Source organism: Pseudomonas fluorescens group sp., assembly GCF_020093335.1.
GTDB lineage: Bacteria > Pseudomonadota > Gammaproteobacteria > Pseudomonadales > Pseudomonadaceae > Aquipseudomonas > Aquipseudomonas petroselini.
In genome coordinates, this window is the sequence record NZ_JAIOKW010000007.1 from 94,769 (window position 1) to 114,894 (window position 20,126).

At 62.2% G+C, this 20,126-nt stretch carries 21 protein-coding genes; 16 read left to right on the top strand and 5 right to left on the bottom strand.

Features of this window, described 5'->3' with window-relative positions:
• Nucleotides 1-267 precede the first annotated feature (267 nt).
• Genes K7431_RS10495 through K7431_RS10510 form a run of 4 tightly spaced genes read left to right on the top strand, consistent with a single transcriptional unit; the run spans nucleotide 268 to nucleotide 4,485 of the window.
• Nucleotides 268-2,175, top strand: a complete 1,908-nt coding sequence (locus tag K7431_RS10495; protein ID WP_015886080.1) for a sigma-54-dependent Fis family transcriptional regulator — start codon at nucleotides 268-270, stop codon at nucleotides 2,173-2,175.
• A gap of 57 nt (nucleotides 2,176-2,232) precedes the next feature.
• The gene (mpl, locus tag K7431_RS10500; protein ID WP_015886079.1) at nucleotides 2,233-3,582 is read left to right on the top strand and encodes a UDP-N-acetylmuramate:L-alanyl-gamma-D-glutamyl-meso-diaminopimelate ligase; all 1,350 of its coding nucleotides are present in this window, start codon (nucleotides 2,233-2,235) and stop codon (nucleotides 3,580-3,582) included.
• Nucleotides 3,579-4,208, top strand: coding sequence for a flavin prenyltransferase UbiX (ubiX, locus tag K7431_RS10505; RefSeq protein WP_015886078.1), 630 nt, complete (start codon nucleotides 3,579-3,581; stop codon nucleotides 4,206-4,208). Before mpl ends, ubiX begins: the two co-directional genes overlap by 4 nt.
• Complete coding sequence (locus K7431_RS10510) at nucleotides 4,201-4,485, top strand: YceK/YidQ family lipoprotein (protein WP_015886077.1); 285 nt, start codon at nucleotides 4,201-4,203, stop codon at nucleotides 4,483-4,485. Before ubiX ends, K7431_RS10510 begins: the two co-directional genes overlap by 8 nt.
• A gap of 189 nt (nucleotides 4,486-4,674) precedes the next feature.
• Here K7431_RS10510 and K7431_RS10515 read toward each other — a convergent pair whose 3' ends face one another.
• The 3 genes from K7431_RS10515 to K7431_RS10525 form a co-directional block, all read right to left on the bottom strand.
• Nucleotides 4,675-5,316 carry an oxidoreductase gene (locus tag K7431_RS10515; protein WP_015886076.1) on the bottom strand — a complete coding sequence of 214 codons (642 nt, stop codon included), beginning with the start codon at nucleotides 5,314-5,316 and terminating at the stop codon, nucleotides 4,675-4,677.
• Nucleotides 5,317-5,345: 29 nt separating this feature from the next.
• Nucleotides 5,346-7,064, bottom strand: coding sequence for a C13 family peptidase (locus tag K7431_RS10520; RefSeq protein ID WP_015886075.1), 1,719 nt, complete (start codon nucleotides 7,062-7,064; stop codon nucleotides 5,346-5,348).
• Between the two features lie 104 nt (nucleotides 7,065-7,168).
• Nucleotides 7,169-7,624, bottom strand: a complete 456-nt coding sequence (locus tag K7431_RS10525; protein WP_003194496.1) for a MaoC family dehydratase — start codon at nucleotides 7,622-7,624, stop codon at nucleotides 7,169-7,171.
• Between the two features lie 176 nt (nucleotides 7,625-7,800).
• Here K7431_RS10525 and K7431_RS10530 point away from each other — a divergent pair, with 176 nt between their 5' ends.
• The 4 genes from K7431_RS10530 to K7431_RS10545 all read left to right on the top strand — a co-directional run bounded on the left by K7431_RS10530 (nucleotide 7,801) and on the right by K7431_RS10545 (nucleotide 9,795).
• Complete coding sequence (locus tag K7431_RS10530; protein WP_015886074.1) at nucleotides 7,801-8,154, top strand: CidA/LrgA family protein; 354 nt, start codon at nucleotides 7,801-7,803, stop codon at nucleotides 8,152-8,154.
• Nucleotides 8,151-8,867: an LrgB family protein gene (locus K7431_RS10535; protein WP_015886073.1), complete on the top strand. Its 717-nt coding sequence runs from the start codon at nucleotides 8,151-8,153 to the stop codon at nucleotides 8,865-8,867. The genes K7431_RS10530 and K7431_RS10535 overlap by 4 nt, the downstream gene beginning before the upstream one ends.
• A 21-nt stretch (nucleotides 8,868-8,888) precedes the next feature.
• A complete protein-coding gene (locus tag K7431_RS10540; RefSeq protein ID WP_015886072.1) occupies nucleotides 8,889-9,479 on the top strand; it encodes an LON peptidase substrate-binding domain-containing protein in 591 nt (196 codons plus the stop codon).
• Nucleotides 9,480-9,579: 100 nt separating this feature from the next.
• Nucleotides 9,580-9,795, top strand: a complete 216-nt coding sequence (locus K7431_RS10545; protein WP_043205960.1) for a hypothetical protein — start codon at nucleotides 9,580-9,582, stop codon at nucleotides 9,793-9,795.
• Here the strand turns inward: K7431_RS10545 and K7431_RS10550 are convergent.
• Nucleotides 9,789-11,105 (bottom strand): bifunctional DedA family/phosphatase PAP2 family protein, encoded by a 1,317-nt coding sequence (locus K7431_RS10550; protein ID WP_015886070.1) that lies wholly within the window; start codon nucleotides 11,103-11,105, stop codon nucleotides 9,789-9,791. The genes K7431_RS10545 and K7431_RS10550 overlap by 7 nt on opposite strands.
• Nucleotides 11,106-11,169: 64 nt before the next feature.
• Nucleotides 11,170-11,853 (bottom strand): DNA-3-methyladenine glycosylase, encoded by a 684-nt coding sequence (locus K7431_RS10555; protein WP_015886069.1) that lies wholly within the window; start codon nucleotides 11,851-11,853, stop codon nucleotides 11,170-11,172.
• A gap of 175 nt (nucleotides 11,854-12,028) precedes the next feature.
• Here K7431_RS10555 and K7431_RS10560 point away from each other — a divergent pair, with 175 nt between their 5' ends.
• The 8 genes from K7431_RS10560 to K7431_RS10595 all read left to right on the top strand — a co-directional run bounded on the left by K7431_RS10560 (nucleotide 12,029) and on the right by K7431_RS10595 (nucleotide 20,060).
• The gene (locus K7431_RS10560) at nucleotides 12,029-13,294 is read left to right on the top strand and encodes a glutamate-5-semialdehyde dehydrogenase (protein ID WP_015886068.1); all 1,266 of its coding nucleotides are present in this window, start codon (nucleotides 12,029-12,031) and stop codon (nucleotides 13,292-13,294) included.
• Nucleotides 13,294-13,938, top strand: a complete 645-nt coding sequence (nadD, locus tag K7431_RS10565) for a nicotinate-nucleotide adenylyltransferase (RefSeq protein WP_043205958.1) — start codon at nucleotides 13,294-13,296, stop codon at nucleotides 13,936-13,938. Before K7431_RS10560 ends, nadD begins: the two co-directional genes overlap by 1 nt.
• A gap of 69 nt (nucleotides 13,939-14,007) precedes the next feature.
• A complete protein-coding gene (gene rsfS, locus K7431_RS10570) occupies nucleotides 14,008-14,502 on the top strand; it encodes a ribosome silencing factor (protein WP_003237041.1) in 495 nt (164 codons plus the stop codon).
• Between the two features lie 9 nt (nucleotides 14,503-14,511).
• Nucleotides 14,512-14,979, top strand: coding sequence for a 23S rRNA (pseudouridine(1915)-N(3))-methyltransferase RlmH (gene rlmH / locus K7431_RS10575; RefSeq protein WP_003176297.1), 468 nt, complete (start codon nucleotides 14,512-14,514; stop codon nucleotides 14,977-14,979).
• Nucleotides 14,980-14,994: 15 nt separating this feature from the next.
• Entirely contained in the window at nucleotides 14,995-16,893 is a 1,899-nt protein-coding gene (gene mrdA / locus K7431_RS10580; RefSeq protein WP_015886066.1) for a penicillin-binding protein 2, read from the top strand.
• Between the two features lie 31 nt (nucleotides 16,894-16,924).
• Entirely contained in the window at nucleotides 16,925-18,028 is a 1,104-nt protein-coding gene (gene rodA, locus K7431_RS10585) for a rod shape-determining protein RodA (RefSeq protein WP_015886065.1), read from the top strand.
• A 17-nt stretch (nucleotides 18,029-18,045) separates the two neighbouring features.
• On the top strand, nucleotides 18,046-19,056 hold the full coding sequence (gene mltB, locus K7431_RS10590) for a lytic murein transglycosylase B (RefSeq protein WP_015886064.1): 1,011 nt from the start codon (nucleotides 18,046-18,048) through the stop codon (nucleotides 19,054-19,056).
• A complete protein-coding gene (locus K7431_RS10595) occupies nucleotides 19,056-20,060 on the top strand; it encodes a septal ring lytic transglycosylase RlpA family protein (RefSeq protein WP_015886063.1) in 1,005 nt (334 codons plus the stop codon). Before mltB ends, K7431_RS10595 begins: the two co-directional genes overlap by 1 nt.
• Nucleotides 20,061-20,126 lie beyond the last annotated feature (66 nt).

The following is a 20,126-nucleotide window of genomic DNA, read 5'->3' on the forward strand; positions in this document are numbered from 1 at the left end:
TATCTCCTGGCTTTTATGTTTATTGGGAGCGCAGCGCTGCAAGCGCTTGATAAAGCGTAGAGCAAAGGTTGGGCCACCGCTTCGTGGGCCAGGGAAATCAAGAGCTTGGGCATTGTTGCAAGGCGTTGCTGTGGCAGGGCTGATACAGGTCATGTGACAGTTTGTGCCATTTGCGGTACAGCCCGTGACCAGTGAGTCGGCCCGGGATTGCATTGGTCGGATGGCTGGGGGATGCTGGGCGCTCTCACGCAGGGAGAATAATAAGAAATGCACAACGATCATTTCAGTCGCCATGCCCAGCAGGTGCTCACTGTGGCGCATGGCCGCGACCCGTCCAGCGACCCCTCCATCGCCCGTTCCTGGCTGCGTTGCCTGGAGGATTACCACCTCGACCCTGCGCAAACCATTGCCCCCACCGTGCTTGAACACGGCCGCCTGCTGGAAAGCCGCGAGCGTCTGCAACAGGTGCTGCACATCGCCGGCAGCGAGATGAACAGCCTGCATCAGCAGCTCTCGGGCGCGGGGCACGCCGTGCTGCTCACGGATGCGCGGGGCGTGATCCTCAACTGTGTCACTGCGCCGTCCGAGCGTAAGATTTTCGAGCGCGCCGGGCTGTGGCTGGGGGCGGATTGGAGCGAAGCCTGCGAAGGCACCAATGGCATCGGCACCTGCCTGGTGGAGCGCCAATCCCTGACCATCCATCGCGATGAGCACTTTCGTGGCCGGCATACCGGGCTGACGTGTTCGGCGAGCCCGGTGTTCGATCCCCACGGTGACCTGCTGGCCGTGCTGGATGTGTCTTCGGCGCGCGAAGCCGTGTCGCGCCAGAGCCAGTTTCACACCATGGCGTTGGTGAACCTGTCGGCGAAGATGATCGAGAGTTGCTACTTCCTGCGTCACTTTGAACACCACTGGTTGCTGCGTTTTCATCTGCAGGCGGAGTCGGTGGGCCTGTTCAGCGAAGGGCTGCTGGCGTTTGATGGCAACGGGCGCATTTGTGCCGTCAACCAGAGCGCGCTGAACCTGTTGGGGCAGCTGCGTGGCGGCTTGTTGGGGCAGCCGGTGGAGGCGTTTTTCGAATGCTCCCTGGACCAGTTGCTCGGACGCGCCAGTGCCAATGCCACGGCCAGTTGGCCGCTGCGTACCCGTGATGGCCGGCCGCTGTTCGCGGCGCTGCGGGGCCAGGCGCGCAGCGTTCCCGCGCCGGTCGCCCGGCCTGCCGTGGTGGAGCGGCCGCGCCTGCCCGGCATCTGCCTGGGCGATCCGGCGCTGCAACGGGACTTCAGCAAGGCGCTGCGGGTATTCGAGCGCGATGTGCCGTTGCTGATCAATGGCGAAACCGGCTCCGGTAAAGAGGCCTTCGCCAAGGCGGTGCACCAGGCCAGCCAGCGTGCCGACAAGGCATTCGTGGCGCTCAACTGCGCCGCCATCCCGGAAAGCCTGATCGAAAGCGAACTGTTCGGCTATCGCGGCGGCAGCTTTACCGGTGCGCGCAAAGAGGGCATGCAAGGCAAGTTGCAGCAGGCCGATGGCGGCACCCTGTTCCTCGATGAAATCGGCGATATGCCCCTGGCGCTGCAAACCCGTCTATTAAGGGTGCTGGAGGATCGGCTGGTGGTCCCGCTCGGCGGTGAGCCCCAGGCTGTGAACGTGCGAATTATCAGCGCAACCCACCGGAATTTGCTGGAGCGTGTGCAGGACGGCAGCTTCCGCGAGGACTTGTATTACCGGCTCAATGGCCTGGAAGTCGGGTTGCCCGCTTTGCGCGAGCGCAGTGATAAATCCCAGTTGCTGGACTTCCTGCTGGCGCAGGAGGCCAATGGCGAAGCGGTGGCGCTCGACCCGGCGGCGCGTATGGCGCTGTTGGCATTTGCCTGGCCGGGTAACGTGCGCCAGTTGCGCACTGTGCTGCGTACGCTGGTGGCGCTGTGTGATGAAGGGCGCGTAGCGCTTGAGGACTTGCCCGCGCAGATTCGCCAGGCCCGCCCGGTGGCCGCCGCGCAGGCCAGGCCCGCAGAGTCGCCGCTGGAAGACGCGGAGCGCCTGGCATTGCTCACCGCTTTGCAGCAACAGCGCTGGCACATGACGCACACGGCGGAGCAGTTGGGCGTCAGCCGCAACACGCTGTATAGAAAGCTGCGCAGGCACGGTATCGCACGCCACGCCCTCAGCTAAAGGGTGCGATTTTCGCCCCCCTGCGCTAACCTGCCTCGATGTTTTACGAGGTCGACTATGCACATTCATATTCTCGGTATTTGCGGCACGTTCATGGGCTCGATGGCGGTACTGGCCAAAGAGCTGGGCCATCACGTCACCGGCTCCGACGCCAACGTTTACCCGCCCATGAGCACGCAACTCGAGGCTCAGGGCATTGCGTTGACCCAAGGCTACGACCCCGCGCAATTCAACCCGGTGCCGGACCTGGTGGTGATCGGCAACGCCATGTCGCGTGGCAACCCGGCGGTCGAGTACGTACTCAATAAAGGTTTGCCTTATGTGTCTGGCCCGCAATGGCTGGCCGACCATGTGTTGCAAGGCCGGTGGGTGCTGGCGGTTGCCGGCACACACGGCAAGACCACCACCAGCAGCATGCTGGCCTGGGTGCTGGAACACGCGGGTATGAGCCCGGGTTTCCTGATCGGCGGTGTGCCGCAGAACTTTTCGGTATCCGCGCGCTTGGGCGATACGCCGTTCTTCGTGATCGAGGCAGACGAATACGACAGCGCCTTCTTCGACAAGCGCTCCAAGTTCGTTCACTACCGCCCGCGCACGGCGATCCTGAACAACCTGGAGTTCGATCACGCTGATATCTTCCCCGATCTGCCGGCCATCGAGCGGCAGTTCCACCATTTGGTGCGCACTATTCCAAGCGAAGGCCTGGTGATCCACCCGACCACCGAGCCCGCCTTGCAGCGTGTGATCGAGATGGGCTGCTGGACCCCGGTGCAGACCACCGGGGCGGGCGGGCAGTGGCAGGTCAAGCTGCTCAGCGAAGACGGTTCCAAGTTTGAAGTGCTGTTCGACGGCGAAGCCCAGGGCATTGTCGATTGGGACATGACCGGCCAGCACAACGTCGCCAATGCCTTGGTGACCCTGGCGGCTGCGCGGCATGTGGGCGTGGTGCCGTCCATGGGCATTGCCGCCTTGAGCGCATTCAAGAGCGTAAAGCGGCGTATGGAAAAAGTCGCCGACGTGAATGGGATTACCATCTACGACGACTTTGCCCACCACCCGACGGCCATTGCTACCACATTGGATGGCCTGCGCAAGCGTGTCGGTGATGCGCCGATCATTGCGATCATCGAACCGCGTTCCAACTCCATGAAACTCGGCGCGCACCGCGATGGTTTGCCCGAAAGCGTCAACGATGCCGACGAGGCGGTGTGGTATGCCCCCGCGAACCTCGGCTGGGACCTGCCGGGCATCGCTGCCCTGTGCACCGTGCCCTCCACCGTCTGCGATAGCATCGAGGGCATCATTGAGCACGTTCGGCAGCAGGCCAAACCCGGTACCCACGTGGTGGTCATGAGCAACGGCGGCTTCGGCGGCCTGCACGGCAAATTGGCCGAGGCGCTGAAATGAGCGGGCCGGAACGTGTCACCCTGGCAATGACCGGTGCATCGGGCGCGCCCTATGGCCTGCGGCTGTTGGATTGCCTGGTGCGCGAAGAGCGCGAAGTGCACTTCCTCATCTCCAAGGCCGCGCAATTGGTCATGGCTACTGAGACTGACGTGGCGTTGCCGCCCAAAGTGCAGATGATGCAGGCCTTCCTCACCGAGTACACCGGTGCGGCGGCGGGGCAGATCAAGGTCTACGGCAAAGAGGACTGGATGTCGCCCGTGGCCTCCGGCTCGGGTGCCCCGGCGTCGATGGTGGTGGTGCCATGTTCCACGGGCACCTTGTCGGCGATTGCCACCGGTGCCTGCAACAACCTGATCGAGCGCGCGGCCGACGTCACCTTGAAGGAGCGCCGCCAGTTGATCCTGGTGCCGCGTGAAGCGCCGTATTCGAGTATTCACCTGGAGCACATGCTCAAATTGTCGAACATGGGCGTGACGATTCTGCCGGCCTCGCCCGGTTTCTATCACCAGCCTCAGACCATCGATGACCTGGTGGACTTTGTAGTGGCGCGTATTCTCAACCTGCTGAACATCCCCCAGGACATGCTGCCGCGTTGGGGTGAACACCATTTGAGCAGCGATGAATAAGGCCCTGCTGATCTTGCTGGCGTTGCAACTCACGGGCTGCGCCACTGCGCGCACCTTGGATGCCGCGCAGCCAAACGCGCCAGTGGTGTATGCCGGCACGCGGTTGGATTTGTATGCAATGAACGGTGGTTGCTGCGCCAAGGATCGGTTTGGTGCTGAGGCGCCGACTTATCCGGGTGTGGACCTGCCGGCGAGTGCATTGCTCGATACCTTGTTGTTGCCGCTGTCGGTGTTGACGGTGCTGGGCGTTGGATTCAACGCCACAGGCGGCCTATAGGGCCCATCTTTGTAGTGAGCGGGCTTGCCCCGCGCTGGGCTGCGAAGCGGCCCCAATAAATACACCGCCGAACTTCAGGTAAACACCATTCGCCTGGTTTGGGGCCGCTTCGCGGCCCAGCGCGGGGCAAGCCCGCTCACTACAGGGAGATTTTCAGCCTTTGAACAGGCTTGCCCGGTCATCGCAACATTACTTACCTAGCTTGCGCAACTCATCCGATTCCACCACCCGCACCCCATCCTGCTCCTCCAGCGCCAGGCGCCACATGGCTCGCGCCAGTTCGCACACTTCGATGCCGTGGTACTTGCCCGGAATCAACCGCGACAACGGTCCGGCCAATTGTTCGGCCAAGCGCGGCTCCAACCGTTCCCCCAGCAGCAACGACGGCCGCACGATGGTCAGTTGTGGCCAGTCCTGGGTCTTCAGTGCCTGTTCCATTTCCCCTTTGACCCGGTTATAGAACACCGAGGATTTCGGGTCGGCGCCGATCGCGCTGATCACGATCAGGTGCCGCGCGCCCATTTCCCGCGCACGCTTGGCGAACGCCACGACCATGTCCAGGTCGACGGCGCGGAAGGCGGCTTCGGAGCCTGCCTGTTTGATCGTGGTGCCGAGGCAGCAGAAGGCGATGTCCACCCGGCCACTCAGTTGCGGCAGAAACACGGCCGGGTCGCCCACCGGGTTTTCCAGGCGTGGGTGTTCGGCCAATGGTTTACGGCTGGGTGCGAGCACGCGGGTGACGGTGGGTTCGTTGAGCAGGCGGTCAAGCAGGTGTTCGCCGGTAAGGCCGGAAGCTCCGGCGAGCAAGATATGCTGAGGCGTCAGGTACATGGTGTTTCCCCCTTGTTACACAGTTCAGCTTAGTTGCCTTTGGCTTCCTTGCTATTCATTGAGACGCTTTCGAGCGTCTTTCGTGCCTGCTGTTTGCGTAATAATTGCCAGTGGGCGATGACGCCCTTGGGGGCCCAGATCTGCGGTTCGGAGGCTTCGAAGTTGTCCGCCTGTTCGCGTTCGGCCACCTGCAGTTGTGCCAGCTTGAAGGCTTGCTGCAAGTCGTCGGTCTGGTTGAAGGCTTGGGCGAAGAGGGCATCGCCAAAGTAGGTGAAGTCGGCTTCTTCGGAACACCCGAAGGACACCCGGTCGGCCCGCGAGGCGGTCATGATCAGCGTGCGTTCATCTTTCAGCGCCGGGATGAACCCGCCGGAGTAGCAGGCCGAAATCACCACGATTTTGTCGCGGTTCTTCAGCGGTGCCAGTACGGCGGCCAACTCATCGGCAGGCAAATCGGCCAGCTCCATGCGCGGTTGGTCCAGCACCAGTTCGTGTTCGTGGGTGCCGTGGCTGGTCATGTAGATAAATACCAGGTCTTCCGGGCCGGTGCGCTCGGCCAGGGTTTGCACGGCGCGACGCAGGCTTTCGCGCGTGGCCAAGGGGCGGTCGGCGATGTGGTCGCGGTGATTGACCAGGCGAATCTGCCCACGCGCGCCGAACCGGGTTGCGAGCAGGTTACTGACGTAGTCGGCCTCGCGCAGGAACACGCTTTGTTTACCGTCGCCGGCCACGGCCAGGGTATAGAGCTCTACGGCGGGGGTGGAGGCGGGCACGGCGGCAAGGGCCGCATCCAGAAGGTGGCCCTGGGCTAGTACGCCGATTTCCAGAGGGTCGGGCAACAGTTTTCCGTCGGCGTCGCGCACGCGCATGCCATTGACCCAGGTGCCGGCGTGTACGGTGCCGTCAGTAAGGACAAGGGTGCCTTTGCCTTGATAGCTGTCGCTGTCGAAACCACCGATATAGAAACTGCCGTCGGACAGGTTCAGGCGGCCCTCACCGGTAAAGCGCCAATCGCTGAACTGGCCGACATAGTGGCTGCCGTCGACGCCGATCAATTCGCCTTTGCCGCTGAGCGCGCCCTCCTTGAACTGGCCGATCCACACGTCGCCGTCGGCGTTCTCATAGCGGCCCTTGCCGTTGAGCTGGTTCTGTTTGAACTGGCCGACATAGATATCGCCGTCGGCACTGTTGAACGTACCGTTGCCTTCCAGTTGGCCATCGACGAAATGGCCGCTGAACTGGTTGCCGCTGTCATCGTTGCGCTGGCCTTCGCCATTCGGTTTGCCGTGGGCGAACTGGCCTTGATACTGACTGCCGTCAGCCAGTTCCAGGCGACCGAGGCCCGAATACTGGTCGTCCTTGAATTCGCCGCGATAGGTCATTTGCCCCTCTTTGAGGGTGCCTTCGCCGTTGCGCCGGCCATTCTTGAAGCCGCCCACATAGTGGCTGCCCGCGGTGGTCAGGCTGCCCTGGCCATCGAACAAACCCTGCTGGAACTGGCCTTTATAGACTTCGCCATTGCTGCCATGCCACTCGCCCTGGCCGTGCCATTGGCCTTTGTCGAACTGGCCGGCGTACCAACTGCCGTTGGGGTAGTCCACGCGCCCCTGGCCTTGCAGCAAGCCATTGACCACATCGCCCCGGTAGCGTCCGCCGTCGGGCAGGCGCGCATCGGGCGGCAACAGCGATTCGCCATCTCCGCAAGCGGTGAGCAACAGGGCAAGGGCGAGGGGAGCGAGTGGGCGCATAGCGGGATCCGGATAATTGAGCGCCGAGTATGCCGCAGCTGCGAGTTACATACATAAATTTACATACACTGTGGTGAGGTTTTATCCCTCACCACAGGGAAGGCTTACACGAAGCAGAGCGACAACGACTCAGCAATGTAAGCCGGTTTTTCCTGCCCTTCGATTTCCAGAGTGGCGGTGGCCTTGAACAGCCATTGGCCAGGCTTTTTCTCGGTGACGTCGGTGAGGGTCACGTTCAGGCGCACCTTGGAGTTGACCTTCACCGGCTGGATAAAGCGCACGCTGTCCAGACCGTAGTTGACCGCCATCTTCAGGCCTTCAGGCATGATCAGGATGTCTTCCATCAACTTGGGCATCAGCGACAGCGACAGGAAACCGTGGGCGATGGTGCTGCCAAACGGAGTCTGCGCGGCCTTGACCGGGTCGACATGGATGAACTGGTGGTCGCCCGTGGCCTCGGCGAACAGGTTGATACGCGCCTGGTCGATGGTGAGCCACTCGGAACGTCCCAGTTCCTTGCCGACATAGTCTTTGAGCTGCGCTACGGGTACATAGGGCATTGCGTCTCTCCTTGGTTCATCATGCGGTGCACAACGTCGGGTTTTTATGGGTTACAGAGAACCAATGTAGATCATCATGGCCAATCAGCCCGGTCAACCCACCATGCTTTTGGCGAATGCCGGTGCATAGGGCGGGCGTGCTTATAATGCGGGCGAGTCTTGAGGGGGAAGAACGGATGCTGTTACGTGGCCTGACCTGGCTGGTGCTGTTTCAACTGATCGGCACCGCAATCAACCATTTGCTGTTGCCGGTGCTGCCGGGGCCGATCATCGGGTTGCTGCTGATGTTGGGCTTTCTGGTCTGGCGAGGTGAAGTCGGCGAGCCATTGAGCCTGGCGGCCAGCAGCCTGTTGCGGTACCTGCCGTTACTGCTGGTGCCGCCGGCGGTGGGGGTCATGGTGTATGCCAAGGACATCGCCGCTGATTTCTGGGCCATCGTCGGCGCGCTGGTGCTGTCGCTGGTGATCGCCATGGGCTTTGTCGGCGTGCTGATGCAACAGATGGTCAAGCGCAAGGAGAAGGATCAATGACCTTCGACTGGCAGGGCGCGTGGACGGCGGTGATCCACCATCCGTTGTTTGGCATCGGCATCACCCTCGGCGCTTATCAAGTGGTACTCGCAGGTTTCGAGAAAACCCGCTGGATCTTCTTGCAGCCGGTGCTGGTGTCCATGCTGCTGGTGATCGGCGTGTTGCTGACCTGTGGCCTGAGCTACGCCGAGTACCGCAAGAGCACCGAAATCATGGGCATCCTGCTGGGCCCGGCGACGGTGGCCCTGGCCGTACCGCTTTATTTGAACCTGCGGCGCATCCGCCAATTGTTCTGGCCGATTTTTACTACGCTGGTGGTAGGCGGTGTGCTGGCTACCGGGCTCTGTGTCGTGCTGGGTAGGTGGTTTGGCGCCGAACACATGATGTTGATGACCATGGCGCCTAAGTCGGTGACCTCGCCGATTGCCATGCTGGTGGCCGAGCAGATCGGGGGCGTGGCGGCGCTGGCGGCGGTGTTTGTGCTGATCACCGGGGTGGTGGGTGCGATGATCGGCCCGGCGTATTTGTCACGGTTGGGCGTGCACAGCCCGGAAGCGCGCGGCATGGCGCTGGGCATGACCGCCCATGCTGTCGGCACCTCGGTGGCCTTGCAGGAAAGCGAAGAGTGCGGCGCCTTTGCAGCGCTGGCCATGAGTCTGATGGGCGTGGCCACGGCAGTGTTCCTGCCGCTGGCCGTGTCGGTGATCGTTTAAACCGGGTTTAAGGAAACCTTTATGAGTCTGGCGCTGTTCCCGCTCAATACCGTGCTGTTCCCTGGCTGCACCCTCGACCTGCAATTGTTCGAGGCGCGCTACCTGGACATGATCAGCCGCTGCATGAAAAAAGGCGAAAGCTTCGGCGTGGTGTGCATCCTCGACGGCAAGGAGGTAGGCATGGCCCCGGACGGCTACGCGCTGATCGGCTGTGAAGCGCTGATTCGCGACTTCAAGCAGCAGGACAACGGCCTGCTGGGCATTCGCGTGGAAGGCGGTCGCCGGTTCCGGGTACGTGACGCCGGCGTGCAGAAGGACCAATTGCTGGTGGCCGACGTGCAATGGCTCGAAGACCTGCCGGACCAGCCGCTGGAAGAGGAGGATGCCGACTTGCTGGCGCTGCTGCAGGCATTGGCCGAGCACCCGATGGTGGCCTCGCTGGACATGGACGCCCGCGCCGAAGGGCAGCAAGCCTTGGGCAACCAGCTGGCGTATCTGCTGCCCTTCACCGAGGCCGACAAGATCGACCTGCTGCAACTCGATGACCCGCAGCAGCGGTTGGACGCGATCCAGATGTTACTGGATGAGTTGCAGGGTGAGCTGTTCAACTGACTTCGGAAATATCCGGCGTTGTTATCAGACGTTCCTTCGTTGTCCCGTGCGCGGGGCCTGAAATAGTCTCCGATCACACACTCAGGGTCAGGAGATGAACATGATTCGGCTAGCGCACTCGGAGCAGGCGGTCTGGGACGGGTTTCTCATCAGCGTGACCGCGCAACTGATCCAGCAAGATGCAAACCGCGGCCCGGAGTACATCGCCGAGCGCGCCGCGGAAATCGCCGATGAGATGTTGCTGGAGCGGCGTGAACGCTGCGTTGAGCGCCGAGCCGCCTCCGTCGATTGGATCGGCCCGGCCAAGGGTCAGTAGGCATATCGGAGCAGGGCGTGAGGGGTGCCGGTGAGCGCGATGAAGCTCAGCACCGCGATCAGCGCCGGTAACAGCAGCCACCAGGTCTTTTGCGACATGGCCGGCAGCGGGCTTCGATACTCGCTGGCGCCCAGGCTGAATGCACACACCGTCATCGCCAGCAGCGTGCCGGCCAGGATGTCGGTGGGCCAATGGGCGCCGAGGTAGACCCGCGACAGCGCAATGAACGCCGCGGGAATGCAGCCCAGCAGCATCCAGGTCAGGCGCAGCCGGATGGGTTGTCCACGACCGGCCAATACTGCCAGCGCCAGGAAAAACGCGAACGCGCCGGACGCATGGCCGCTGGGCATGCTGAAGCTGGTCAGTGGGTCTGTAAGGATTTCCGGGCGGCCACGGGCGAAAAACAGCTTGGTTCCCGTATTGATGACAGCAGACCCGGCCAACGTGGCGCCGACGAACACGGCATGACGCCATTGCCGCGCCAGTAACAGCAGGCCGGTGAACACAGCGCTGGCGAAAAACATCTTCTTGAACTCACCCAGCTGGGTGATCCGCACCATGACTTCGTCGAGCCACGGGCTACGATGCTCCTGCACGAGGGCGCTCAGGCCCTGGTCAAAGTTGTCCAGCGAGTGATAGCCGATAAACACGGCGATCAACAACGTCAGGCTGGCGCAGCCGACCCACAAGGTGGCGCGACGATGGCCGCGCAAGCTGCTGTTCAGGCTGAGCCCAATCAACACAGCAAGGCACGCAGCCACCACCGCCGCCTCGGGCCAGAAACCTTCGGGCAACGGCAGGCGGAAGGCGGCACCAGTCGCCCAGCCCGGCAGCAGATAGGCGACCGACCAGCCCGCGGCGGCCACAATGCTCACCACCGCGAAGCGCGGAAACGGCATGTCGCACATCCCGGCCACCATCGGCAGCATGGGGCGCAGCGGGCCGATGAAGCGTCCGACCAGCAGGCTGGCGATGCCGTATTTGTGGAAGTAAGTTTCAGCGCCGTTCATCCATTCGGGGTGATGGCGAAGGCCGGGCAGGCGCCGGATGTTCTGATGGAAATGTCGACCCAGGTAATAGGAAACCCCGTCCCCGAGTAGCCCCCCCAGGAAGCCCACCAGCAGGGTTTCGCTCAATGACAGCGCGCCGCTGCCGGCCAGCGCCGCAATCGCAAACAATAAAACCGTGCCCGGCACGATCAGCCCGGCAATGGCCAGGCACTCCACACAGGCGACGATAAACACCGCGACCGCCAGCCATTCGGGGTTCAGGGTCAGCCAGCCGGTAATGCTATCGAGCCATTGGCCCATACAACGTCACTCCCTCTATGTAATACATAACTTGATCTGCTGTGTTGCAGCCGTCTGGATCCATTCAAATCAAAACGTAGTCGCGGCCTTCGACCTGGCCCCGGCGCAGCGGGTTCCGTGTGCAATATGGCGCATAGCCTGCATCGACGAAGCGGTACATCAGGTGTTCATCGCGGCCACTGGGGATGCCCAGGCGGGTGGTTTGTATGATCTGCGTCGGGGTCTGGCCCACGTCTTCAACGTAGAGCAACGCCTGATCGAAGCGCTTGGCGTCCCACATCGGTACCTTCAACCCCAGGGCTTTGCACAGCAGTGTCTGGCCGGCGCACAGCTTTTGCGCGGCGCGCGGGCTGCCATCGGCGTTCGGGTTGTTCAGCAGCATCTGCGCCAGGCTGGCCGGGCCGGACACGTCGTCGACCCATGGATACGCTGATTTGATCAGTACGGCATTACCCGGCCCATGGGCGCTGAAGTTCAGGGAGTCGCCGCCACGGGCGTAGTACATGTAGATATGGCCACCATCCAGAAACAAAGCCTTACGTTTTTCTGTGTAGCCCAATGAAGCGTGACTGCCTTTTTCGGCCACGTAATACGCTTCGGTTTCAATAATTCGCGCCGAAAGCCAGATTTCGCCGACACGATGGCGTATGACTTTTCCGAGCAATGCTTGCGCGAGGATTTGCGCGTCCCGGTCGAAGAAGCGGTCGGGCAGGGCGCTGGCGGGGCGTTGGGGCGATGAGCTGGGCATGGCGGTCAGGGGTAAATACGGCTAAATGTGACCGAATCATAACAACTCCCGCCTTAATTACCGCTGAACCCCAGGTTTTTACAGTTCATTTCGACCATCCGCCCCTCACCGCTGTCAGTCGGGCGGCGTCACAGCTATAATCTGCCGCTTTCCTCTTTGCCAAGACTCCCTGACCATGACTGAGTCCGTTCTTGACTACATGACCCGCCTGGGTCGCGCTGCCCGTCAGGCCTCGCGGTTGATCGCCCGTGCGAGCACCGCGCAGAAGAACCGTGCCTTGCTGGCCGCCGCCGACGCTCTGGATGCTTCGCGCTCCGAGCTCACCGCCGCCAATGAACAGGACCTGGCCAACGGCCGCGCCAATGGCCTGGAGCCGGCCTTGCTGGACCGCCTGGCGCTGACCCCGGCACGCATCGACGACATGATCGAAGGCCTGCGTCAGGTGGCCAAGCTGCCTGACCCCATCGGTGAAATCCGCGACATGCGTTACCTGCCGTCCGGCATCCAGGTCGGCAAGATGCGCGTGCCCCTGGGCGTGATCGGCATCATTTACGAGTCGCGTCCGAACGTGACCATCGACGCCGCGAGCCTGTGCCTCAAGTCCGGTAACGCCACCATCCTGCGTGGCGGTTCCGAGGCGATCAACTCCAACCGTGCCATCGCTGCCTGCATTCAACAGGGCCTGGCCGTGGCCGAGTTGCCCGCCGAAGTGGTGCAAGTGGTTGAAACCACCGACCGCGCCGCCGTGGGTGCGCTGATCACCATGCCGGAATTCGTCGACGTGATCGTGCCACGCGGTGGCAAGAGCCTGATCGAACGCGTCAGCCGTGATGCCAAGGTGCCGGTCATCAAGCACCTAGACGGTGTATGCCACGTGTTCATCGACATTGCCGCCGATATCGACAAGGCGATCCGCATCGCCGACAACGCCAAGACCCACCGCTACGCCCCGTGCAACACCATGGAAACCCTGCTGGTGCACGTCGGCATTGCCGATCGCGTGCTGCCGCCGCTGGCTGCCATCTACCGCGACAAGGGCGTGGAACTGCGGGGTTGCGAGCGCACCCGTGCGCTGCTGGGGGCGGACGTGATCGAGGCGACCGAGCTGGACTGGTACACCGAATACACGGCACCGATCCTGTCGATCAAGATTGTCGACGACCTGGACGAGGCCATCGAACACATCAACACCTATGGCTCCAAGCACACTGACGCCATCGTTTCCGAGCATTTCAGCGATGCGCGGCGCTTCCTCAACGAAGTGGATTCCGCTTCGGTGATGATCAACGCCTCCACGCGTTTTGCCGACGGCTTCGAGTATGGCCTGGGCGCGGAGATCGGTATTTCCACCGACAAGCTCCACGCACGCGGCCCGGTTGGCCTGGAAGGCCTGACCAGCGAGAAGTACGTGGTGTTCGGCGACGGTCATGTGCGCACTTGATGGCCAAACGCATCGGGCTGCTCGGCGGTACCTTCGACCCCGTGCACATCGGCCATTTGCGCAGTGCCCTGGAAGTCGCGGATGCCCTCGCGCTGGATGAGTTGCGCGTGATGCCCAACGCTCGGCCGCCCCATCGCGATACACCGCAGGTGTCGCCGCAGCAGCGCCTGGAAATGGTGCGGTTGGCGGTGCAGGGCATCGCACCGCTGGTGGTGGACGACCGCGAGCTCAAGCGCGATAAACCGTCCTACACTGTTGACACCCTGGAGCTGATGCGCGCCGAGTTGGCCGCGGATGACCAGTTGTTTCTGCTTTTGGGCTGGGACGCATTTTGCGGCCTGCCCTCTTGGCATCGCTGGGAGGAACTCCTCCAGCATTGCCACATCCTGGTTTTGCAACGCCCGGATGCCGACAGCGAACCGCCGGATGCCTTGCGCAACCTGCTGGCCGCGCGGTCGGTAAGTGACCCCTTGGCCCTGACCGGGCCGAACGGGAATATTGCATTCGTCTGGCAGACCCCGCTTGCGGTGTCCGCCACCCAGATCCGTCAACTGCTGGCCAGCGGGAAGTCGGTACGTTTCCTGGTGCCTGACGCGGTCCTGGCCTACATCGATGCGCACGGGCTTTACCGTGCGTCGAACTGAAAAGGCGCGCTTGAACGTACGCACCGTCGTACAGCGAGCGCCCGAACATACGAGCAAAACGAGTTTTATATGACGAACAAAGACGTAAGCAAAGTTAAGCGCAAAGGCACCTTCAAAAGCGCCCCGCTGCCAGTTGAAGCCCATGTTGGCCCTGAGCTGGCTGGCGAAGAGCTGGTAAAAGTCGCCGTGGCGGCCCTGGAAGACGTGAAGGCCCAGGACATCCAGGTGCTGGACGTGCGCGACAAGCAGAGCATCACCGACTACATGATCATCGCCACCGGTACCTCGAACCGCCAGATCGGCGCGATGCTCGACAAGGTCCGCGAAGCCGTCAAAGCCCAAGGCGTGAAGCCGCTGGGTGAAGAAGGCAAGGGCGACAGCGACTGGGTGCTGCTGGACATGGACGACGTGATCGTTCACATGATGACTTCCAACGCTCGCCAGTTCTATGACCTGGAGCGTCTGTGGAAAGGCGCCGAGCAGAGCCGTGCCGCCGATGGCAAGCACCACAGCCCGGAAGTGGGTCACGCGCACTTCGACAAGCTCAACAAAGACCAGGAATAAGGAACGGCTGTGCGCCTGCGTCTGATCGCTGTCGGTTCACGCATGCCCAAGTGGGTGGAAGAAGGCTGGCACGAGTATGCCAAGCGTCTGCCCGCTGAGCTTTCGCTTGAACTGGTGGAAATACCGCTCAATACCCGGGGCAAGAATGCCGACGTGGCGCGCTTCATCCGTCAGGAAGGCGAAGCCATGCTGGCCAAGGTCGGCCCTAACGAGCGCATCGTCACCCTTGAAGTGCACGGCAAGCCCTGGAGCACCGAGCAACTGGCGGTGGAGCTGGATCGCTGGCGCCTGGATTCGCGTACGGTCAACTTCATGGTCGGCGGCCCCGAAGGGCTGGCGCCGGAAGTCTGTGCGCGGGCGGACCAGCGTTGGTCGCTGTCGGCGCTGACGCTGCCGCACCCGTTGGTAAGGATCCTGATCGGTGAACAGCTGTATCGCGCCTGGACAGTTCTGTCCGGGCACCCTTACCACAAATAATCTGCGCCCCTCCCGATGACCCAACCGATCCGCATCAAGGACCACGAGAAAGACGCACGTCTGGTACGCGCTCGGGTCGTGTTCGGTGCTTTTTTGGTGGTGGGGTTGATCGGGGTGTTGATTGCGCGCCTGTATTTCCTGCAGGTGATCCAGTACGACTATCACTCCACGCTGTCCGAAAACAACCGGGTGCATGTGCAGCCGATTCCGCCCACCCGTGGGCTGATTTTCGACCGTAATGGCGTGGTGGTCGCGGATAACCGGCCCAGCTTCAGCCTGAGCATGACCCGCGAGCGCTCCGGCGACTGGGCGCAGGTCCTCGACGTGATCGTCGAGGTGCTGCAACTGACGCCGGAAGACCGGGTGATCTTCGAAAAACGCATGAAGCAGGGGCGCCGACCTTTCGAACCGGTGCCCATCCTGTTTGAGCTGACCGAAGAGCAGATCGCGCGGATCGCGGTGAACCAGTTCCGTCTGCCGGGCGTGGAAGTGGTGGCGCAGTTGGTGCGGCATTACCCGCAAGGGCCGCACTTTGCCCACTCCGTCGGCTACATGGGGCGGATCAACGAGAAAGAGCTGAAAACCCTCGACCCGGTCAATTACAGCGGCACCCACCACATCGGCAAAACCGGCATCGAGCGTTTCTACGAGCCCGAGCTGCACGGCCAGGTGGGTTACGAGGAAGTCGAGACCAACGCCCGCGGCCGCGTGCTGCGGGTGCTCAAACGTACCGACCCGGTACCGGGCAAGGACATCGTGTTGAGCCTGGACATCAAACTGCAGGAAGCGGCCGAGATGGCGTTGGGCGGGCGACGGGGGGCGGTGGTCGCGCTGGACCCGAAGACCGGCGAAGTGCTGGCGATGGTCAGCCAGCCAAGCTTTGACCCCAACCTGTTTGTCACGGGCATCAGCTTCAAGGCTTACGCCGAGTTGCGCGATTCCATCGACCGCCCGTTGTTCAACCGCGTACTGCGCGGCCTGTATCCGCCGGGGTCGACGATCAAACCGGCCGTGGCAATTGCGGGGTTGGACGCAGGGGTGGTCACGGCCTCAAGCCGCGTGTTCGACCCGGGCTACTACATGCTGCCCAACTACGATCACAAATACCGTAACTGGAACCGCACCGGTGACGGCTATGTCGATTTGGACACCGCGATCATGCGCTCCAACGACACCTATTTTTACGACCTGGCCCATAAGCTGGGTATCGACCGTTTGTCCGCCTACATGGGTAAGTTCGGCCTCGGCCAGAAAGTCTCCCTGGACATGTTCGAAGAATCCCCAGGCCTGATGCCGTCGCGGGAGTGGAAGCGCGCGACCCGTCGCCAAGCCTGGTTCCCAGGCGAAACGCTGATCCTCGGCATCGGCCAGGGCTATATGCAGGCAACACCGTTGCAGCTGGCCCAGGCCACCGCGCTGGTGGCCAACAAAGGCATCTGGAACCGCCCGCACCTGGCCAGGACCATCGAAGGCGAAAAGCCTTTGGATGAAAACCCGATCCCGGACATCGTGCTGCGCGACCCGTCCGACTGGACCAAGGTCAACCACGGCATGCAGCAAGTCATGCACGGCGCCCGTGGTACCGCGCGCAAGGCGGCGATCGGCGCGCAATACCGTATCGCCGGCAAGAGCGGTACCGCCCAGGTGGTGGCAATCAAGCAGGGCGAAAAATACGACCGCTCCAAGGTCCAGGAGCGTCACCGCGACCATGCCCTGTTCGTCGGTTTTGCGCCGGCGGACGACCCGAAAATCGTGGTGGCGGTGATGGTCGAGAACGGCGAGTCCGGTTCCGGCGTCGCCGCGCCCGTGGTGCGCCAAGTGATGGACGCCTGGCTGTTGGCCGACGACGGCAGGCTCAAGCCCGAATATGGCGGCCCCCCTTCAAGCACCGAGGTTACGGCCAGTGAAGAGTAATTTTGACCGCATCCTCTCCAGTGAGGACGTGATGCGTCGCCGCGCGACGTTGCTGCAGCGCATGCACATTGACGGCCCGTTGCTGATCCTGCTGCTGACCCTGGCGGCCGGCAGCCTGTTCGTGTTGTATTCGGCCAGTGGTAAGAACTGGGACCTGCTGATCAAGCAAGCGTCGTCGTTCGGCCTGGGCTTGTTGTCGATGGTAGTGATCGCCCAGCTGGAGCCGCGCTTCATGGCGCGCTGGGTGCCGCTCGGTTATGTAGCGGGCGTGTTACTGCTGGTGGTCGTGGACGTGATGGGTCACAACGCCATGGGCGCGACCCGCTGGATCAACATTCCGGGGGTGATTCGCTTCCAGCCGTCGGAATTCATGAAGATTCTGATGCCGGCGACCATCGCCTGGTACTTGTCTAAACGCACCTTGCCACCGCAGCTCAAGCACGTGGGGATCAGCCTGATCCTGATCGGCGTGCCGTTTATCCTCATCGTGCGCCAGCCGGACCTCGGTACCTCGCTGCTGATCCTGGCCGGCGGTGCGTTCGTGCTGTTCATGGGCGGCCTGCGCTGGCGCTGGATCCTCAGCGTGCTGGCCGCCGCCGTGCCCGTGGCCGTGGCCATGTGGTTCTTCTTTATGCACGACTACCAGAAGCAGCGGATCCTGACCTTCCTCGACCCCGAAAGCGACCCGCTGGGCACCGGCTGGAACATCATCCAGTCGAAGGCGGCCATCGGTTCCGGCGGCGTATTTGGTAAAGGTTGGTTACTGGGCACCCAGTCGCACCTGGACTTTTTGCCCGAGAGCCACACCGACTTCATTATTGCGGTATTGGGCGAAGAGTTCGGCCTGGTAGGCATTTGCGCGCTGTTGCTGATCTATTTGCTGCTGATCGGTCGCGGCCTGGTGATCACTGCGCAGGCGCAGACGCTGTTCGGCAAATTGCTGGCCGGCGCGCTGACCATGACGTTTTTTGTTTACGTTTTCGTCAACATCGGTATGGTCAGTGGCCTGCTGCCGGTGGTGGGGGTGCCGTTGCCGTTCATTAGCTACGGCGGAACTTCGCTGGTGACATTGCTGTCAGCGTTTGGGGTTTTGATGTCGATTCATACGCATCGCAAATGGATCGCACAGGTTTGAATAAGGTGAAGATGTCAATGCAAGTAATGCGCGGCTGGGCGACTCGGCATGCGTCCTGGATGGGCCTGATTGGGCTGCTGGGCGCAACGCAAGAGGCGCAGGCCGGTGACTACGATGGTTCACCCCAGGTCGCCGAGTTCGTCGGTGAAATGACCCGCGACTATGGTTTTGCCGGTGAACAGCTGATGGGCGTGTTCCGCGAAGCCCAGAAAAAGCAGGCGATCCTTGATGCCATTTCCCGCCCTGCCGAACGTGTGAAGCAGTGGAAGGAATACCGTCCGATGTTCCTGACCGACGCCCGCGTGGCGCGTGGCGTTGACTTCTGGCGCCAGCACGAAGCGGTATTGGCGCGCGCCGAACAGGAATACGGTGTGCCGGCCCAGGTGATCGTTGCGATCATCGGCATTGAAACCTTTTATGGGCGCAATACCGGCAGTTACCGGGTGATCGACGCTTTGTCGACCCTGGGCTTCGATTACCCGCCCCGCGCCGACTTCTTCCGCAAGGAGCTGCGCGAATTCCTGCTGCTGGCCCGCGAAGAACAGGTCGACCCACTGACCCTCAAAGGCTCCTACGCCGGTGCGATGGGCTTGCCGCAGTTCATGCCGAGCAGCTTTCGCGCCTATGCCGTGGACTTTGACGGTGACGGGCACATCAATATCTGGAGCAATCCCGACGACGCCATCGGCAGCGTGGCCAGCTACTTCAAGCGCCACGGCTGGGTTGGCGGCGAACCGGTGGTGATTCGCGCCGATGTCACCGGCGATCGCGCCGATGAAGGGCTTACCCAGGGCATCGAGCCGGCCAAGACGGTCGGGGAGTTGCGGGCGTTGGGCTGGTCGAGTCAGAATGCGCTGCCTGATGATATGCCAGTGACCGCGTTCCGCCTCGACGGCGAAAACGGCCCGGAATACTGGATGGGCCTGAAGAATTTTTACGCAATCACGCGTTATAACCGCAGTGTGATGTACGCCATGGCCGTGCATCAGCTGTCAGACATGCTGGTCCAAGCACGGGGCAACAAGTAATGCGGGCATCGCCGTTCAAACAACCGCTCAAGCTGGTGGCGTTCGCCGCGTTGTCCTTGCTGGTCGTCAGTTGTTCCACCACCAACAGCCGCGCGCCGGCGCAAAAGTCCGGCGGCGCAGTCGTCCGTGCCCAGCCGGGCCTGGACATCAACCGCGCACACAAAGACGGCGCGCCGTGGTGGGACGTCGACGTGTCGAAGATCCCGGATGCCACGCCAACCCTGCACACCGGCCCGTACAAGGCCAACCCCTATACCGTGCTGGGTAAGAGCTACTTCCCGTTGCAGGACTCCAAGACTTACGTCCAGTCGGGTACGGCATCCTGGTACGGCACCAAGTTTCATGGCCAGAACACCGCCAACGGCGAAGTGTATGACCTGTACGGCATGAGCGCGGCCCACAAGACCTTGCCGCTGCCCAGCTATGTACGGGTGACCAACCTGGACAACAACCGCACGGTGATCCTGCGCGTCAACGACCGTGGGCCGTTCTATTCGGACCGCATCATCGACTTGTCCTACGCCGCCGCGAAGAAACTCGGTTACGCCGAAACCGGTACCGCGCGCGTCAAGGTCGAAGGTATCGACCCCGCGCAGTATTGGGCCCAGCGCGGCAAACCGGCGCCGTTGATGCTTAACGAACCGCAAACCCAGCAGCCGCAAGTGACCGCCTCAACCGGCAAGATCGAGCAGTGGACGCCGCCACCGGCACAGCATGCGCCGGACACGGTGGTCGTACCCCATGCCGCGCCGGGCGCTTCGATGGCTGGCGGGCAATACCTGCAGGTCGGCGCTTTCGCCAACCCGGATGCGGCAGAACTGTTAAGGTCCAAGCTCAGCGGTATGGTCAACGCACCGGTCTTCATCAGCTCCATCGTGCGTAATCAACAGACGTTGCACCGTGTGCGGATGGGCCCGATAGGCTCGCCGAGCGAAGTCGCCCAAGTACAGAACAGCGTGCGCATGGCCAACCTGGGGCAACCCAGCGTGGTCACTGCCGAATAATAAAAGATTGATGGTTCAAGCCCGTGCGCGGGCCTGGGCCCAGGTTGTTGGCTCGTTGAACAATAA

Excerpts from the sequence above, each read along its gene's own strand:
- K7431_RS10540 (WP_015886072.1), top strand. The coding sequence starts at position 8,889 with ATGAGTCTGGCGCTGTTCCCGCTCAATACCGTGCTGTTCCCTGGCTGC.
- K7431_RS10495 (WP_015886080.1), top strand. The coding sequence starts at position 268 with ATGCACAACGATCATTTCAGTCGCCATGCCCAGCAGGTGCTCACTGTG.
- rsfS (WP_003237041.1), top strand. The coding sequence starts at position 14,008 with ATGACGAACAAAGACGTAAGCAAAGTTAAGCGCAAAGGCACCTTCAAA.
- K7431_RS10560 (WP_015886068.1), top strand. The coding sequence starts at position 12,029 with ATGACTGAGTCCGTTCTTGACTACATGACCCGCCTGGGTCGCGCTGCC.
- K7431_RS10515 (WP_015886076.1), bottom strand. The coding sequence starts at position 5,316 with ATGTACCTGACGCCTCAGCATATCTTGCTCGCCGGAGCTTCCGGCCTT.
- K7431_RS10595 (WP_015886063.1), top strand. The coding sequence starts at position 19,056 with ATGCGGGCATCGCCGTTCAAACAACCGCTCAAGCTGGTGGCGTTCGCC.
- mltB (WP_015886064.1), top strand. The coding sequence starts at position 18,046 with ATGCAAGTAATGCGCGGCTGGGCGACTCGGCATGCGTCCTGGATGGGC.
- nadD (WP_043205958.1), top strand. The coding sequence starts at position 13,294 with ATGGCCAAACGCATCGGGCTGCTCGGCGGTACCTTCGACCCCGTGCAC.
- K7431_RS10525 (WP_003194496.1), bottom strand. The coding sequence starts at position 7,624 with ATGCCCTATGTACCCGTAGCGCAGCTCAAAGACTATGTCGGCAAGGAA.
- K7431_RS10535 (WP_015886073.1), top strand. The coding sequence starts at position 8,151 with ATGACCTTCGACTGGCAGGGCGCGTGGACGGCGGTGATCCACCATCCG.
- mpl (WP_015886079.1), top strand. The coding sequence starts at position 2,233 with ATGCACATTCATATTCTCGGTATTTGCGGCACGTTCATGGGCTCGATG.
- K7431_RS10520 (WP_015886075.1), bottom strand. The coding sequence starts at position 7,064 with ATGCGCCCACTCGCTCCCCTCGCCCTTGCCCTGTTGCTCACCGCTTGC.
- ubiX (WP_015886078.1), top strand. The coding sequence starts at position 3,579 with ATGAGCGGGCCGGAACGTGTCACCCTGGCAATGACCGGTGCATCGGGC.
- rodA (WP_015886065.1), top strand. The coding sequence starts at position 16,925 with ATGCGTCGCCGCGCGACGTTGCTGCAGCGCATGCACATTGACGGCCCG.
- K7431_RS10550 (WP_015886070.1), bottom strand. The coding sequence starts at position 11,105 with ATGGGCCAATGGCTCGATAGCATTACCGGCTGGCTGACCCTGAACCCC.
- K7431_RS10530 (WP_015886074.1), top strand. The coding sequence starts at position 7,801 with ATGCTGTTACGTGGCCTGACCTGGCTGGTGCTGTTTCAACTGATCGGC.
- K7431_RS10545 (WP_043205960.1), top strand. The coding sequence starts at position 9,580 with ATGATTCGGCTAGCGCACTCGGAGCAGGCGGTCTGGGACGGGTTTCTC.
- mrdA (WP_015886066.1), top strand. The coding sequence starts at position 14,995 with ATGACCCAACCGATCCGCATCAAGGACCACGAGAAAGACGCACGTCTG.
- K7431_RS10555 (WP_015886069.1), bottom strand. The coding sequence starts at position 11,853 with ATGCCCAGCTCATCGCCCCAACGCCCCGCCAGCGCCCTGCCCGACCGC.
- K7431_RS10510 (WP_015886077.1), top strand. The coding sequence starts at position 4,201 with ATGAATAAGGCCCTGCTGATCTTGCTGGCGTTGCAACTCACGGGCTGC.